Annotated in this window: 14 protein-coding genes; 9 read left to right on the plus strand and 5 right to left on the minus strand. The window is 72.5% G+C overall.

From position 1 onward, the window contains the following. On the plus strand, positions 1 to 2,664 hold a 2,664-nt coding region (locus HV826_RS22300), incomplete at its 5' end, for a M1 family metallopeptidase (protein ID WP_255207765.1). 67 nt (positions 2,665 to 2,731) lie between these two features. Here HV826_RS22300 and HV826_RS22305 read toward each other — a convergent pair. After that, entirely contained in the window at positions 2,732 to 3,484 is a 753-nt protein-coding gene (locus HV826_RS22305; RefSeq protein ID WP_176419029.1) for an enoyl-CoA hydratase, read from the minus strand. Between the two features lie 100 nt (positions 3,485 to 3,584). Then, complete coding sequence (locus HV826_RS22310; protein WP_176419030.1) at positions 3,585 to 4,490, minus strand: ribose-phosphate pyrophosphokinase; 906 nt, start codon at positions 4,488 to 4,490, stop codon at positions 3,585 to 3,587. A gap of 135 nt (positions 4,491 to 4,625) precedes the next feature. Between HV826_RS22310 and HV826_RS22315 the strand changes: the two genes are divergently transcribed. The 4 genes from HV826_RS22315 (at position 4,626) to orn (ending at position 7,137) form a co-directional block, all read left to right on the plus strand. Then, positions 4,626 to 5,309: a phosphoribosyltransferase gene (locus HV826_RS22315; protein WP_176419031.1), complete on the plus strand. Its 684-nt coding sequence runs from the start codon at positions 4,626 to 4,628 to the stop codon at positions 5,307 to 5,309. A gap of 26 nt (positions 5,310 to 5,335) precedes the next feature. Then, a complete protein-coding gene (locus HV826_RS22320; RefSeq protein ID WP_176419080.1) occupies positions 5,336 to 6,028 on the plus strand; it encodes a dienelactone hydrolase family protein in 693 nt (230 codons plus the stop codon). Next, positions 6,025 to 6,516, plus strand: coding sequence for an archease (locus tag HV826_RS22325; RefSeq protein ID WP_176419032.1), 492 nt, complete (start codon positions 6,025 to 6,027; stop codon positions 6,514 to 6,516). The genes HV826_RS22320 and HV826_RS22325 overlap by 4 nt, the downstream gene beginning before the upstream one ends. A gap of 69 nt (positions 6,517 to 6,585) precedes the next feature. Further along, positions 6,586 to 7,137, plus strand: coding sequence for an oligoribonuclease (gene orn / locus HV826_RS22330; protein WP_176419033.1), 552 nt, complete (start codon positions 6,586 to 6,588; stop codon positions 7,135 to 7,137). On the opposite strand, the gene HV826_RS22335 is transcribed toward orn, so the two are convergent. The 3 genes from HV826_RS22335 to HV826_RS22345 all read right to left on the minus strand — a co-directional run bounded on the left by HV826_RS22335 (position 7,134) and on the right by HV826_RS22345 (position 10,713). Continuing rightward, entirely contained in the window at positions 7,134 to 7,502 is a 369-nt protein-coding gene (locus HV826_RS22335; protein WP_176419034.1) for a response regulator, read from the minus strand. The two genes, orn and HV826_RS22335, sit on opposite strands and share 4 nt — an antisense overlap. Beyond that, entirely contained in the window at positions 7,499 to 9,043 is a 1,545-nt protein-coding gene (locus HV826_RS38125; protein ID WP_176419035.1) for an ATPase domain-containing protein, read from the minus strand. The genes HV826_RS22335 and HV826_RS38125 overlap by 4 nt, the downstream gene beginning before the upstream one ends. A 101-nt stretch (positions 9,044 to 9,144) precedes the next feature. Further along, positions 9,145 to 10,713, minus strand: coding sequence for an AMP-binding protein (locus tag HV826_RS22345; RefSeq protein WP_176419036.1), 1,569 nt, complete (start codon positions 10,711 to 10,713; stop codon positions 9,145 to 9,147). 182 nt (positions 10,714 to 10,895) lie between these two features. Between HV826_RS22345 and HV826_RS22350 the strand changes: the two genes are divergently transcribed. The 4 genes from HV826_RS22350 to HV826_RS22365 all read left to right on the plus strand — a co-directional run bounded on the left by HV826_RS22350 (position 10,896) and on the right by HV826_RS22365 (position 15,814). Then, on the plus strand, positions 10,896 to 12,140 hold the full coding sequence (locus HV826_RS22350; RefSeq protein WP_176419037.1) for an HlyD family efflux transporter periplasmic adaptor subunit: 1,245 nt from the start codon (positions 10,896 to 10,898) through the stop codon (positions 12,138 to 12,140). Next, positions 12,137 to 12,898, plus strand: coding sequence for an ABC transporter ATP-binding protein (locus HV826_RS22355; protein WP_176419038.1), 762 nt, complete (start codon positions 12,137 to 12,139; stop codon positions 12,896 to 12,898). Before HV826_RS22350 ends, HV826_RS22355 begins: the two co-directional genes overlap by 4 nt. A 154-nt stretch (positions 12,899 to 13,052) precedes the next feature. After that, positions 13,053 to 14,474 (plus strand): sigma-54 dependent transcriptional regulator, encoded by a 1,422-nt coding sequence (locus tag HV826_RS22360; protein WP_176419039.1) that lies wholly within the window; start codon positions 13,053 to 13,055, stop codon positions 14,472 to 14,474. Then, entirely contained in the window at positions 14,471 to 15,814 is a 1,344-nt protein-coding gene (locus HV826_RS22365) for an ATP-binding protein (RefSeq protein WP_176419040.1), read from the plus strand. Before HV826_RS22360 ends, HV826_RS22365 begins: the two co-directional genes overlap by 4 nt. Positions 15,815 to 15,816 lie beyond the last annotated feature (2 nt).

Below are 15,816 nucleotides of genomic sequence, written 5' to 3' on the forward strand. Positions count from 1 at the left end.
GCCCAACCCCCTCCGGCCCAGGCGTCACGACAGGCCGTTCCCGCGACGCCTCAGTCACCGAAGCTGCGCCTGCCCACGGAGGTGCGCCCCACCGGTTACACGGTGGAGCTCACGCTGGACCCGAAGGTGTCCGTGTTCCAGGGCGTGGCGGACATCGCGCTCGAGGTGACGAAGCCCACGTCCGTGGTGTGGCTGCACGCCAAGAGCCTCACCGTGAAGAAGGCCACGCTCACGCAGGGCGGTGCGTCCTCCGACGTCACGCCGGTGCGGGGCGAGGAGGACTTCCTCGGCTTCCCGCTGACGAAGCCGCTGGCCACCGGACCGGCGACGCTGCGCATCGTCTATGACGGCGTCGCGTCGGAGAAGGAGACGGACGGCGCCTTCCGCGTCAACGAGGGCGGGGACTGGTACCTCTACACCCAGTTCGAGCCGGTGGACGCGCGCCGCGTGTTCCCCTCCTTCGACGAGCCCGGCTTCAAGGTGCCGTGGCAGCTCACCTTCCACGTGCCCGCGGGCGTCGTGGCCGTCACCAACACGCCGCAGGAGTCGGAGGAGGCCCGCCCGGACGGTGGCCGCACCTACCGCTTCGCGCGCACGCAGCCGCTGCCCAGCTATCTCATCGCCTTCGGCGTGGGGCCCTTCGACTTCCTCCCCGCCGCCGACGCGGGCCAGAAGAAGGTGAAGACGCGCATCATCACCCCGCGCGGCCGCACGGTGGAGGGGACCTATGCCGCGAAGGTGACGCCGGAAATCCTGGCCGCGCTGGAGGACTACTTTGGCACGCCATACCCTTACGAGAAGCTGGATGTGATGGCGGTGCCGCTGCTGGGCGGCGCCATGGAGCACCCGGGCCTGGTGACGTTCAACTCGCGCCTCATTCTCGCGAAGCCGGAGGAGGACTCGCTGGGCCGCCAGCGCGGCTTCTCCGATACGCAGGTGCACGAGCTGGCGCACCAGTGGTTCGGCAACCTGGTCACCATGCAGTGGTGGGATGACCTGTGGCTCAACGAGGCCTTCGCCTCGTGGATGACCCCGCGCCTCGTCGAGTCGTGGCGCCCCGCCTGGGACGCGCCCGTCGAGCGCGTGCACGACCGCGCCCGGGCCCTGGACGCGGACAGCCTCCTGTCGGCGCGCCGCATCCGCCAGCCCATCGAGAGCGCCAACGACATCCACAACGCCTTTGACGGCATCACCTACGGCAAGGGCTCCGCGGTGCTCAGCATGACGGAGGAGTGGCTGGGCCGGGACGTCTTCCAGCGCGGCATCCAGCGCTACTTCCGCAAGCACGCGGGCGGCAACGCCACCGCGAAGGACTTCCTGGACGCCGTGTCCGCCGAGTCCGGCAAGGACGTGACGGGCATGCTGGGGACCTTCCTGGACCAGAGCGGGGCGCCGCTCGTCACCGCGTCGCTGGTGTGCGGCGCGGACGGCGCGAAGGTGGTGCTCACGCAGCGGCGCTACCTGCGGCTGGGGGCCACGTCACCGGGCCCGCAGACGTGGAAGGTGCCGGTGTGCGTGGAGTACGCGGCGGGCGGCAAGGAGGCCCGGACCTGCACGCTGCTGGAGGGCGAGCGCGCGGAGGTGGCCCTGAGCGAGGCGAAGACGTGCCCGGACTGGGTGTTCCCCAACGCGGAGGGCGCCGGCTACTTCCGCGTCCAACTGGACGGGGACGCGGCGGCGAAGCTGGCGAAGTCCGGAATGAAGCGGCTGTCGCGCACCGAGCAGGTGACGTTCCTGACGGACGTGCGCGCGCTGGCCCTGGCCGGGACGATTCCCGCCGCCGAGGCCCTGGCCCTGACGCGCCGCCTGGCGAATGAGCCGGACCGCGTCGTCACCCTGGCCTCGTTGGATTTGCTGGAGCTGGTCAGCTCGCGGCTGCTTCCGGACGAGAAGCTGGAGGACCGGGCCCGCTTCCTGCGGGAGACGTATGGGCCCCGGGCGCGGCAGCTCGGCTTCACCCCGCGCAAGGGGGAGAGCGAGGACACGCGCCTGCTCCGTCCCCGGCTGGTGCGGCTGGCGGGGCGGGAAGGCAGGGACCCGAAGCTGCGCGCGGAGGCGCGCGCCCTAGCGAACAAGTGGTTGAAGGACAAGCGCGCGGTGGCGCCGGAGATGGTGGACGTGGTGCTCGCCATCACCGCCACCGAGAACGACGCGGCCTTCCGGGAGCAGCTCGTCGCGGCGGTGCGCTCGGAGAAGGAGCGGCACACGCGCCAGCACCTCATCGGCGCGTTGAGCCACTTCACGGACCCGGCGCTGGTGAAGCAGAACCTGGCCCTGGTGTTCGAGAAGGGCCTGGACCCGCGTGAGACGGTGTGGATGGCGTTCGCCGCCTCGCGGGGCCTGCGCACCCAGGACGTGGCCTTCGACTTCGTGAAGGAGCACTATGACCGGCTGGTGGGGGACTCGCCCGAGGCGCTGCTGCCCGTCGAGGCCGCCGGGCGCATGGCCTACGTCGGCAGCAACTTCTGCGACGCGGGCAAGCGTCAGCAGGTGGAGGACTTCTTCACCGAGCGCAACGCGAAGGCGCCGGGTGGCCCCCGGATGCTGGCGCAGGTGCTGGAAATCGTGGACCAGTGCATCGCGCTGAAGAAGACGCAGGCGGCGAGCGCCGAGTCCTTCCTCTCCAAGGGCGCCCCGTCGCCGCGGGCGCCCACGTCGCGGTAGCTCGCGCGGGGCGGTCGGGCCCGGCAGCCCTCGCGGGGTGGCCGGGCCCGGAGGCTCAAGCGGGGCCCTACTTCCGGCCGCGGGACATGAAGGACATGAAGGCCTCCTGCGCCTCGGCGGACTGGAGGCGCTGGATGAACTCGCCACCCTCGCGGGCCAGCGTCTCGCGAATCTGGGCGCGCAGGGGCTCGCGAACCAGCCGCTTCGTCACGCGCACCGCTTCGGCCGGGCGGGAGGCCAGCGTGGTGGCGCGCTCGGTGGCCACCTGCTGGAGGCTGGCGTCCGGCACGACCTTGTTGATGATGCCCGCGCGCAGCGCCGTGGCCGCGTCGAAGGGCTCGCCGAAGAGCAGCAGCTCGCTGGCCACCGCGAAGCCCGCCGTCCTGGGGATGAGCAGGCTGCTGGCGCCCTCCGCGCACAGCCCCAGTTGGACGAAGGGCATGTGGAAGCGCGCGCGCTCGCTGGCCACCACGTAGTCGCAGTGCAGCAGCATCGTCGTGCCGATGCCCACCGCCGGGCCGTCCACCGCCGCCAGCACCGGCTTGTCCGCGTCCACCAGCGCGCGCAGGAAGCGGAACACGGCGCTGTCCTCGCCCGCGGGCGGGTGCTCCATGAAGTCGCCAATGTCGTTGCCGGCGGTGAAGACGTTGCCCGCGCCGGTGAGCAGCACCGCGCGCACGTCGACGTTGCCCTCCGCGTCCTTCAGCGCGCGGGTGGCCGCCTCGTACATGGCATGCGTGAAGGCGTTCTTCTTCTCGGGCCGGTTGAAGGTGAGGGTGAGGACCCCCGAGTCGAGCTTCGTCAGCAGCGTGTCGGACATGATGCCGGGGAGCCTAACCGACTCCGTGCGGAGGGCGGGAGAATGGCGCCCGGCCCCCTGGCGATGGGGGCTGTCGAGGAGCCCAGCCCCTTGCGGGCCGTCAGGGCCGCAGGGCCCGGGCCACCAGGGGCGCGAGCGTCACCACCTGGTGCTGGAACGGCAGCCCCTGGACGGGCTCCACGCTGTCGGTGCTCACCAACCGAGTGAGCGGCAGAGTGCGCAGGCGTTCCGCGGCGGGGCCCACCAGCAGGGCGTGGGTCGTCACCACGGTGAAGTCCTCCGTGCAGCCCGCGTCGCGCAGCGTGCCCGCCGCGGCGACCAGGGTGCCGCCGGTGGACACCATGTCATCCACCAGAATCGGGCGGCGTCCTCGCACCTCGCCCATCAGCCCGCTGGCGTGGACCTCGTCCCCGCTCAGCCGCACCTTGTGAATCACCGCCCATGGCCGGTCCAGCAGCCGCGCCAGGGCCTCCGCGCGCTTCACCGCGCCCAGGTCCGGCGCCACCACCACGGAGGTGTCGGTGACGTGCTCGCGCAGCGCGTCCGCCAGGAGCGGCAGCGCGGTGAGGTGCTCCAGCGGCGCGCCGAAGCAGCCCTCCAGCGCGGGGCTGTGCAGGTCCACCACCAGCACGCGCGCGAAGCGGCCCTGTGACAGCAGGTCCGCCACCAGCCGGCCGCCCAGGGGCTCTCCGGGCTTCGCCCGCCGGTCCTGCCGCGCGTAGCCCAGGTAGGGCACCACGGCCTCCAGGCGGGCGGCGCCCATGCGCCAGCACGCGTCCGCCATCAGCAGCAGCTCCAGCAGGTGCTCGCCCGCGGGCGGCGTCGTGGACTGCACCAGGATGACGGTGCGGCCTCGCACCCGCTCGGGCACCTCGACGTGCATCTCCCCGTCGGGGAAGCGCTCGAAGTGGCAGTCAGCGGGCGCGATGCCCAGGGCTTGCCCGAGCGCGCGTCCCAGGTGGGGGCTCGCCGTGCCAACAAGGAGGACAGGGTCCATGGGCCGCACCCTAGCGCGCCTGCCGGCCGGACGGCGCGTCCTGGGTGGCCCCCTCGCGAGCACCCCTGCGGGGCGGCCTCCGCCTGGCCCTCCGCCGCAGGCTGCGGGCCCCGTGACTTCCTTGTGGGGAGGAGGAAGGACGCAATGCGCTTTCGGGACCGAGCAGATGCGGGCCGCCGGCTGGCGGCGCGGCTGTTGCCCTACCGGGGCGGCGAGGTGCGCGTACTGGGCCTGGCGCGAGGCGGGCTCCGCGTGGCGTACGAGGTGGCCCGCGCCCTGGATGCGCCGCTGGACGTCTGGGTCGCCCGCCGCCTGGACGTGCCGGGCCGGCTGCCGGTGCTGGGCGCGGTGTCGGAAGGGGGCGGCATCTACCTGGACCGGGGCGCGCTGCGGGACCTGGGCCTGGCGGAGGTGGAGGCCCGGAGCCGGGCGCGGGCGGAGGCTTCGGAAGTGGACACTCAGGTCCAGCGGCTGCGGGGCACCTCGGAGCCCTCGGTGAGCGGCGCCACGGTGCTGCTGGTGGATGACGGGCTGGTGTCGGGCGCCACGGCGGTGGCCGCGCTCCAGGTGCTGCGGCGGCGGCACCCGGCCCGGCTGGTGCTGGGCGTCCCCGTGGGGACCCCGCACGGGCTGGCCCGGGCGCGGCCGGAGGCGGACGCGGTGCACTGCCTGGAGGTGCTCCCCGCGATGCGCGACGCGTCGGAGGCCTACGACGACTTCCGGCCGCTGCCGGACGTGGAGCTGCGGCAGTTGCTCGTGCGCGCCCGGGAGCCCGCGCAGCCGCGTGAACTCCTCGAGTCCACGGACCTGGGCGGCTTCTGGATGTGACGCGAAACCAAGGAGGCATGGACGACATGTGGCAGGGAGGAAAGACGGACCCGGACATCCGGGAGGTGCAGGTCCAGGTGGGTGACGTGGTGCTGGGGGGCAGCCTGGGCATCCCGGACGGCGCGGAAGGCCTGGTCATCTTCGCCCATGGCAGCGGCAGCAGCCGCTTCAGTCCCCGAAACCGCGCGGTGGCGCGAGCGCTGCGCGCGCAGGGGCTGGCCACGCTGCTGTTCGACCTGCTGAGTGAAGAGGAGGAGGTGGAGGACGCGGGCACCGGGGAGCTGCGCTTCGACATCCCGTTCCTCGCCCGGCGGTTGGCGGCGGTGACGGAGTGGGCGGAGCGGCAGCCGGCGCTGGCCCCGCTGCGCATGGGCTACTTCGGCTCCAGCACCGGCGCCGCGGCGGCGCTCGTGGCGGCGGCCCTGCATCCGGACCTCATCCACGCCGTCGTGTCACGCGGCGGGCGGCCCGACCTGGCTGGGCCGGTGCTGCCCCGCGTGCAGGCCCCCACGCTGCTGCTCGTGGGCGGGCAGGACGTGGGCGTGCTGGAGCTGAACGAGGAGTCGCTCGCGCGGATGGAAGGCCTGAAGGGCATCCAAATCATCCCGGGAGCCACGCACCTCTTCGAGGAGCCCGGCGCGCTGGAGCAGGTGGCCCGCCAGGCCGCCGCGTGGTTCCTGCGCTTCCTCGGCGGGGTCGGCGCGGAGGCGCGCGCGTGAGCCTGGCGTCGGGACACACCAACGAGGGAGGCGTCATGGAGACGGGGCAGGTATCGGCGGCGCGCGAGGCGGTGCCTCGGTGGGAGCACCTCACCCGCGGCACGGAGCGCGTGGTGCGGGGGCGGGGGCACTCGCTGGAGGAGGCCTTCGAGCAGGCCGCGGTGGCGCTGTGCGCGCTGGTGGTGGACCCCACGTCGGTGGAGGTTCGCGAGGAGGTGGAGCTGACGTGCGAGGCGACGGCGCCGGAGCGGCTGCTGGCGGACTGGCTGCGCGCCATCGTCCACAAGATGGCGGCGCGCCGCCTGTGTTTCCGGTGCTTCGCGGTGCGCATGGACGGCACGCGCCTCTTCGGCCATGCCTTTGGTGAGCCGTTGGACCGGGAACGCCACCCCTTCGCGCGAGACGTGCGGGGCGTGTCGCTGATGGAAACGCGGGTGTTCCAGGACGCGGATGGGCTGTGGACGGCCGAGTGCGAAGTGGAGCTGTGACGCAGGGGCGCGCGGGACGTGGCGCAATGAGCCCCCCGGGCGCGCGCGCGGGCTGGTAGGGTCCGCCGCATGAGTTCGCGTGAGCAGCGCTTCGTCTGGTTGGACTTGGAGATGACCGGGCTGGACCCGGAGACGTGTTCCATCATCGAGGTGGGCGTCATCATCACCGGTCCGGATTTGCGGCCCCTCGCGGAGATAGAGCGCGTCATCTGGCAGCCGGAGGAGGTGCTCCTGCGCATGGAGCCCGTCGTCCGGGAGATGCACACCCGCAACGGGCTCTTGGAGAAGGTGCGTGCCTCCAGCACCTCCCTGCGCGTGGCGGAGCGGGACGTGATGGCGCTCGTCGCCGAGCACTGCGCCCTGGGCGAGGGCATCCTCGCCGGCAACTCCATCCACACCGACCGGCGCTTCCTGTTCCGCTACATGCCCATGCTGGAGCGCTATCTGCACTACCGCATGGTGGACGTGACGAGCCTCAAGGTGTTGTCGCGCGCCTGGTACCCGAACCTGGTGGAGCCACGCAAGCCGCCCAGCGGGCACACCGCCCTGGCGGACGTGCGCGCCAGCATCGCGGAGCTTCAGTACTTCCGCGACACCCTCTTCCGCGGGACGCCGGCCTAGGCGTGGGGCTGATGCTCGACGAGCAGCTCGGCGATGGTGTCGAGCAGCACGTCCAGCTCGAAGGGCTTGGCGAGGAAGCGCGCGCTGGAGCGGCGCTCCTCGTCGGAGATGCGGCCGGCGCTCATCACCACCACAGGGATGCCTCGCAGGCCGGTGTCCTCGCGCATGCGGCGCAGCATCTCCCGGCCGTCCATGACGGGCATCATCAGGTCCAGCAGCACCAGGTCCGGCTTCGCGTCCGCCATGCGCTGCAGGCCCTCGGCGCCGTTGAAGGCGGTGACGATGTCGTAGCCCTCCACGGACAGGATGTCCTGGAGCGCCTCGACGATGGCCAGCTCGTCGTCCACGATGAGAAGCCGCTTCATGCGCCACGCCCCCCACGTCGGGGCGGCTTTCCGCGCCGGACCGGTTTGCGCCCTGCCTTGCGTTTCGGCTTCCGCGGCGGCACTGCCTGGGACGGGGTCTGCCCGTTGAAGAGGGCCTCCGCGCCCTCGCTGTCCGCCGCGACCTCGATGCCCCGGGGCGTCATGGCGAACAGGCGCTGGGCCGCGTCATGGTCGCTCTCCCGCGCCTTCAGCACGGAGAGCACGCGGTAGCGCCGCGAGCGCAGCGCCACCAGCCGCAGCACCAGGACGTTGTCGACGAGCGCCTCCACGTCCAGTCGCGCGTCCGCCTCCGGCGCGGCGAGCTCGTGCGTCTGCTGGAGGAGCAGCGGGGTGACGCCCAGGTTGAGCAGTTCGTACATGAGGGCGGCGAGGAAGCGGGGCGTGCGCTCCGGGGCCGTGAGTTCCTGACAGAAGGACTCCAGTCCGTCCAGTACCAGCCGCTGGATGCCGTGCTGTTTCACCCACCCGAACAGCTCCTCGGCCAGCGCGTCCGGCTGCGACTCCGCCGCCACGCGGGACACCAGGTGGACCCGGCCCGCGTCCACGTGCTCGCCCAGCGCCAGTCCCATCCGCTCCGCCCTGTTGACCAGCCGGGGCGGCGTCTCCACGAAGCCCAGGTACAGCCCGGGCTCTTGCCGGCGCGCGCCCTCCATCAGGAAGTGCAGCCCCAACTGCGTCTTGCCGCTGCCGGGCGGGCCCGCCACCAGCGTGGACGAATCCCGAACCAAGCCGCCGGAGAGCATCTCGTCCAGCGCGGGGAGGCCGGAGGTGAGCCGCGCGTCCGTCGCGAGCGTGCGCGCGGGCAGCCGCGTGTAGACGGCTTCGATTCGGGGATGAACGGACAGGCCGTCCTTGGAAATCTGGAAGCCGTGCTGGCCGGGGACCTGCGGGCCGCCGCGGAACTTCGTCACTTCGACCAGGCGCACCGACTTCACGCCGACGCGCTCCTGGGCCAGGGCGACGACGCCGTCCACCATGGTGTAGCGCGGGTCCACCGGGCCACCGTGCTGCCCGGCGAGCAGCAACGTGGTGCAGCCCGCGAGCGCGTTGTGGACGCACAGGCCGTGGAGGAACTCCCGGAGGCGCAGCGGGTCCTCGGAGCGCTCCTCCATGGCCACCAGGCCGTCCACCACCAGCGCCGTGGCGCCGTGCTCGCGCACCGCGCGGAAGATGAGCTTGCCGAGTCCCGCCAGCCCTTCCGCCTTGAGGGCGGCGGAGCCGCTTTCGTAGTTCAGTACGCGGCCGACCGCTTCCGGGTGGAAGAAGCTCATGCTCCGCAGGTGCTGCATCATCCGCGCGTGGGATTCACCCAGCACCGTGAGGTAGACGGCGCGCCCGCCCTGGGCCACGGTGGCGAAGCAGTACTGGTTGCCGAGGAGGGTCTTCCCCGTCCCCGGCGCCCCCGCGATGATGTACGTGCCCCCGCGAAGAAAGCCGCCGCGCAGGAGCGTGTCCAGTCCTGGCACGCCGCTGGAGACGCGTGCGTCGGGTTCGTCCGGCCGCTCAGCGGTGTCCGTCACACGATGCTCCTTCCGTCCTGGGCGCGAACCCTAGGCCAGCAAGGTGCCCACGCCACGCAATTGCGCGGCGTCTGTCCGGAACCGTGCGGAGGAAGCGCGGCTCACCGCGTCTCTTGCGTGCCGGGTGTCACCAGCGCCGCCCGGAGGAGGTGCTTCTGCACCTTGCCCAACGCATTGCGCGGCAGCGCCTCCGTGAAGACGACCTGGCGCGGCTTCTTGAAGCTGGCGAGCCGGTCCTTGCACCAGTCCACCAGGGCCTGGGACTCCGGCGGGGGCGCGCCCGGGTGAGGCACCACGACGGCCACCACCTGCTCGCCCAGGTCCGCGTCCGGCAGGCCCAGCACCGCGACCTCGGCGACGCCCGGGTGCAGGGCGAGCACCTCCTCCACCTCGCGCGGGTACACGTTGAAGCCGCCGCTGATGATGAGCTCGCGCGCCCGCCCGGTGATGCGCAGGTATCCGTCCGCGTCCACCTCCCCCAGGTCGCCCGTGCGGAACCACCCGTCCGCGTCGAAGGACTCGGCGGTGGCGTCCTGGCGGCGCCAGTACCCGGCGAAGACGTGAGGGCCCCGCACCTCGATTTCGCCCGTCTCACCGCGCGGCAGCGGCTGGCGCGTGCGCACGTCCACCACGCGCGCCTCCTGGCCAGGGTAGGGGAAGCCCACCGTGCCAGGGCGGCGCTCGCCCTCGTAGGGGTTGGTGGTGTTCATGACGGTCTCCGTCATCCCGTAGCGCTCCAGGATGCGGGCGCCGAACGCCGCTTCGATGTCCGCGAAGAGCTGGGGGCTGAGCGGCGCCGAGCCGGACACCCACAGGCGCAGCGCGCGCGGCTTCACGCCCGACGCGCGGGCCTCCTCCAGCAGGCGGCTGTACAGGGTGGGCACGCCGAAGAACATCGTGAGCGAGGCGTCGTCCCGCAGCGCGGCCAGGGCCTCGGCGGCGTTGAAGCGGCGGCGCAGGTCCACGCTGGCGCCGGTGAACAGCGTGCCGTGCAGGCCCACCATCAAGCCGTGGGTGTGGAACAGCGGCAGGGTGAGCAGCAGCCTGTCTTCCTCCGTCCAGCGCCACGCCTGGGTGACGGCCCGCACGTTGGCCAGCAGGTTGCGGTGCAGCAGCATGGCGCCCTTGGAGCGGCCGGTGGTGCCGGAGGTGTAGCCCAGCACCGCCAGGTCCTCCGGACGTGGCATCACCAGCGGCGCGGTGGCCAAGGTGCCCTCCGCGAGCAGCGTGTCGAAGGGGACCTCGGTCAGCGACTCGGGCAGCGCGGTGGTGGGGCGCTCCACGGTGACGAGCCACTGGAGCGAGGGCAGCTGGGCCCGCAGCGGCACCAGCTCGGCGACGCCCGCCGCGCCGGTGACGCAGCCGCAGACCTCCGCGTCGGACAGGATGTGGGCCAGCTCCACCTGCCGGTAGGCGGTGTTGACCAGCACCACCACGCCGCCCGCGGCCTGCACGCCCAGGTAGGCGATGGCGAAGCGGGCGCTGTTCTCCAGGAAGAGCGCCACCCGCTCACCGGCCTGGAGCCCGCGCTGCTTGAGGCTCCGCGCGAAGGCCGTGACGTGCGTGGCGAGCTGTCCGTAGGTGAAGCGCTCCTGCTCGAACGTCAGCAGGGGCCGCTCGGGCGCGCGGTGTGCATGGTCCAGGAACACTTCGAGAAGGGAGTCCGGCATGGGCGCGCACCTTAGCCCTGGCGCCTCCAGGGGCCTCCACCCCCTTCCCGCTGCTGTCCGCTTCTGGGACGGCCCTTTCCGCAAGTGGGCACGCGCTTCGGGAGGCACTGCTTGGGTCTTAGCAATTCCAGGGGCTTGGCGCGGAGCGTGGCCTTGGCACGAGCCTCGCTCTGCGCAGGGGCGTGGACATTCCCAAAGCCAAGAAGCCGCGTCGCAAGCCCTGGGTGCTCGCCATCGGTGGGGCCTGCGCGCTCCTGGTGGTGACGGTGGGCCTGTCCCGGCTGCGCCCGGCGGCGCCCACGGTGGAGCGGGCCTCGGTGTGGTTGGACACGGTGAAGCGCGGCCCCATGGTGCGCCAGGTGAAGGGCGCGGGCACGCTGGTGCCGGAGTACATCCGCTGGCTCACCGCGGACACGGCGGGCCGGGTGGAGCGCATCCACGTGCGGCCCGGGGCCACGGTGACGGCGGACACGCTCTTGATGGAGCTGTCGAACCCGGACGTGCAGCTCCAGGCCTTGGAGGCCGAGCGCCAGCTGGCCAGCGTGGAGGCCGACCTCATCCAGGTGCGCATGGAGCTGGAGACGCAGCGGCTGGCCCAGGAGGCCATGGTGGCGGCGCTCATCAGCGAGTCCGCCGAGGCGACGCGCCGCGCCGAGGCCAACGAGGTCCTCCACCAGCAGGCGCACATCGGTGACCTGGAGGTGCGGCAGACGCGCGACAAGGCCGCGGAGCTGAAGCGCCGTCTGGCGCTGGAGGAGAAGAAGCTCCAGGTCGTGGCCTCCAGCATGAAGGAGCAGCTCTCCGCGCAGCAGGGACAGGTGGAGCGGCTGAAGGCGGTGGCCCGCTTCCGCCGCGCGCAGGTGGAGTCGATGAAGGTGCTGGCGGGCGAGGACGGCGTGCTCCAGGACCTGCCGCTGGAGCTGGGGCAGTGGGTGACGCCGGGGGTGCTGCTGGCGAAGGTGGTGAAGCCGGAGCGGCTGAAGGCGGAGCTGCGCATCGCGGAGACGCAGGCGCGCGACATCCAGCCCGGGCTGAAGGCGTTGGTGGACACCCGCAACGGCGTGGTGGAAGGCCAGGTGGCGCGGGTGGCGCCCGCGGCGAGCCAGGGCACGGTGCGCGTGGAGGTGTCGCTGCCCGCGGAGCTGCCCCGGGGCGCGCGGCCGGATTTGACGGTGGAGGGCACGGTGGAGCTGGAGCGGCTGGGCGACGTGCTGTCCGTGGGGCGCCCAGCTGGCGCGCAGCCGGGCGCCACCATGGCCCTCTTCCGGTTGATGCCGGACAGTGATGAAGCCGTCCGCGTGCCGGTGCAGCTGGGCCGGGGTTCGGTGAACGCGGTAGAGGTGCTGCAGGGCCTTCAAGAAGGTGACCAGGTGGTGCTGTCGGACATGGCCGCGTGGGACGCGGTCGAGCGGGTGAGGCTGCGATGATGACGAACGACACGAAGACGGCTGCTCCCTCTGAAGGCGCGGCGGCGCAGGAGGGCGCGAGCGTGGAGCCCGGCAAGGGGCTCATCCACCTGGACGGCCTGACCAAGGTCTTCGAGACCGAGGACGTGGAGACGCACGCGCTCTCCAACATCCACCTCAACGTGCGCAAGGGAGAGTGGGTGGCGATTGTCGGCCCGTCGGGTTCGGGCAAGTCCACCTTGCTGGCGGTGCTGGGGCTGCTGGACACGGCGACGCGCGGGGCCTACCTGCTGGACGGGCGCAGCGTGTTGGACCTGTCCGCGACGGACCGGGCGCTGGTGCGCAACCGGCACATCGGCTTCATCTTCCAGAGCTTCAACCTCATCGGCGACCTGACGGTGTTCGAGAACGTGGAGCTGCCGCTGACGTACCGGGGCATGCCCGCCGCCGAGCGCAAGCAGCGGGTGGAGGGCGCGCTGGAGAAGGTGGGCATGGCGCACCGGGCCCGTCACATGCCGGGGCAGCTCTCCGGCGGTCAGCAGCAGCGCGTGGCGGTGGCGCGCGCGGTGGCCGGCGACCCGCTCATCCTCCTGGCGGACGAGCCCACGGGCAACCTGGACTCGAAGAACGGCGAGGCGGTGATGCAGCTCCTCTCCGAGCTGCACAAGGGCGGTGCCACCATCTGCATGGTGACGCACGACCCGGCGCACGCGCGCGTGGCCACCCGCACGGTGAGCCTCTTCGACGGCCGCGTCGTCCAGGACGAGCAGCGCCGCTGAGCGCGGGGCCTGGCCTCCGCGCCCATCTCCCCGAGGAGCGCCGGGAAGTCCTATCCCCTGGCCGGCGGCCGGGCTCGGGGGGGGCCGCGCCTGAGAGACTCCCGCGCGACCACCGCCGGTTGTTTCTGGCACATTCCCCCCATGGGTGTCCCCCGTGTCTGAATCCGCCCCCTCCGTCCCGAATGCCCCCAGTGCCGCCGGGCGGCCTCCGTGTGTCCTGGTCGCCGATGACCAGGCGGACGTCCTGGAAGCCCTCCGCCTGCTCCTCAAGCGTGACGGGCTCACCGTCGTCACCTCGCAGTCGCCCGCTGGCGCGCTCGCCACGCTGGAGGCCGAGGACGTGGACCTGGTCCTGATGGACCTGAACTACGCGCGCGACACCACCTCCGGGCAGGAGGGCATCGACCTGCTGGGCCGCATCCGCGCGCAGGACGCGTCCCTGCCGGTGGTGGTGATGACGGCGTGGGGCAGCGTGGAGGGCGCGGTGGAGGCCATGCGCGCCGGTGCTCGCGACTATGTGCAGAAGCCCTGGGACAACACGCGCCTGCTGGCCACGCTGCGCACCCAGCTGGAGCTGCGCCGGGCCCTGAAGCGCAGCCGCCGGCTGGAGGAGGAGAACCAGCACCTGCGCCGGGGGCAGGGCCATCAGCTCTCCCTGGTGTCCGAGTCCCGGTCCATGCAGCCGGTGCGGCGGCTCATCGACCGGGTGGCGCCGTCCGGCGCCAACGTGCTGGTGACGGGCGAGCACGGCACGGGCAAGGAGGTGGTGGCGCGGCTGATTCACGCGGCCTCCACGCGCTCGGAGCGGACCTTCGTCGCCGTCAACTCCGGTGGCCTGTCCGAGGGCGTCTTCGAGAGCGAGCTGTTCGGCCACGTGAAGGGCGCCTTCACGGACGCGAAGACGGACCGCATCGGCTGCTTCGAGCTGGCGGATGGTGGCACGCTCTTCCTGGACGAGATTGGCAACATGCCGCTGTCGCAGCAGGCCAAGCTGCTGCGCGTGCTCCAGACGGGCGAGCTGCACCCGGTGGGCTCGTCGAAGACGCGGCGGGTGGACGTGCGCGTGGTGAGCGCCACCAACGTGGACCTGTCGCGGGCGGTGACGGAGGGGCGCTTCCGGGAGGACCTGCTGTACCGCCTCAACACGGTGGAGGTGCAGCTGCCGCCCCTGCGTGAGCGGCGCGAGGACATCCCGCTGCTCGCCGCGCACTTCCTGGCTGAGCAGGGCCGGCGCTACGGCCGGCCCGACGTCCGGCTGTCCCCGGAGGCGCTGGAGGCCCTGCTGTCCTATGCGTGGCCGGGCAACGTGCGCGAGCTGGAGCACGCGGTGGAGCGCGCGATGCTGATGGCGTCGGGCGACGAGGTGACGCAGGAGGACCTGCTGCTCAAGCGGGCCGGCCGCGAGGGCCTGGCGCGCCTGGAGGAGATGACGCTGGAGGAGGTGGAGCGCTACCTCATCGAGCGGGCGCTGGCGCGGCACGAAGGCAACGTGAGCGAGGCGGCGAAGGGGCTGGGGTTGTCGCGCAGCGCGCTGTACCGGCGGCTCCAGTACTACGGCATCAAGGGCGCTCGGTGAGCGAGGAGCGCCGGCTACCGCCGCATGACCTGCAGGTGCTCGGGCTCGCGTGGCTCGCGGGCCTGCCGGGCTCGGTGGCCGCGCTCGTGCTGGTGTGGCTGGGGGACTTCTCCACCAAGGTGCAGTGGACGCTGACGTCCCTGGTGGTGGGCACCTTCCTGGGCGTGGGCCTGTTGGTGCGCGAACGGGTGATGCGGCCGCTGCACGCGGTGGCCAACCTGCTGGCCGCGCTGCGCGAAGGGGACTACTCCGTGCGCGGCCGAGGCGCGCGGGCGGGGGACGCGCTGGGCGAGGTGCTGCTGGAGGTGAACGCGCTGGGGGCCACCCTGCGCGAGCAGCGGCTGGGAGTGCTGGAGGCGGGCGCGCTCCTGGAGCAGGTGATGGAGGAGATTGACGTCGGCGTGCTGGCCTTCGACGGGGCGGGCACGCTGCGGCTGGTGAACCGCGCGGGCGAGCGGCTGCTGGGCGCGTCACGCTCGCAGTTGGTGGGCAAGGGCGCCGGAGCCCTGGGCCTGACAGACCTGCTGGCGGGCGACGTGCCTCGCAGGCTGACGCGCTCCTTCACGGAGGAGGGGGGGCCCTACGAGCTGCGGCGAGGCTCCTTCCGGCAGGGTGGCCTGCCACACCAGTTGGTGGTGCTCGCGGACCTGCGGCTGGCGTTGCGTGAGCAGGAGCGCGAGGCCTGGCAACGGCTGGTGCGGGTGCTGAGCCACGAAATCAACAACTCGCTGGCGCCCATCGGCTCCATCGCGGAGGCGCTGCGCGACACGTTGCTCATGGCGCCGCGTCCGTCCGACTGGGAGGAGGACGCGAAGAGCGGGCTGGGCATCGTCGCCCGTCGCTCCCAGTCCCTGGCGCGCTTCATGTCCGCCTACGCCAGCCTCGCGCGGCTGCCGCCTCCGACGCTGGGGGCGGTGGAGGTGGACGCGTGGGTGCGCCGGTCGGTCGCGCTGGAGAAGCGCCGGAAGGTGGGCGTGCGCGCGGGCCCCGGGTTGGTGTTGCGGGGCGACGTGGACCAGCTGGAGCAGCTGCTCATCAACCTGGTGCGCAACGCGGTGGACGCGGTGTTGTCCGTGCCGGAGGGCGCGGGGGACGTCTGGGTGTCCTGGGCCGTGCTGTCGCCGGGCGCGGTGGAGGTCTGGGTGGAGGACGAGGGCCCCGGCATGACGGACACCGGCAACCTCTTCGTGCCCTTCTTCACCACCAAGCCCCAGGGCAGCGGCATCGGCCTGGCGCTCAGCCGGCAGATCGCCGAAGCCCACGGGGGCAGCCTGCGCCTGGAGAACCGCCCCGAGGGCAAGGGCTGCCGCGCGCGCTTGAGGTTGCCTCAGGGCGCGTGAGC

Source organism: Myxococcus sp. AM010 (assembly GCF_013372585.1).
In the GTDB taxonomy this organism is placed as follows: domain Bacteria; phylum Myxococcota; class Myxococcia; order Myxococcales; family Myxococcaceae; genus Myxococcus; species Myxococcus vastator.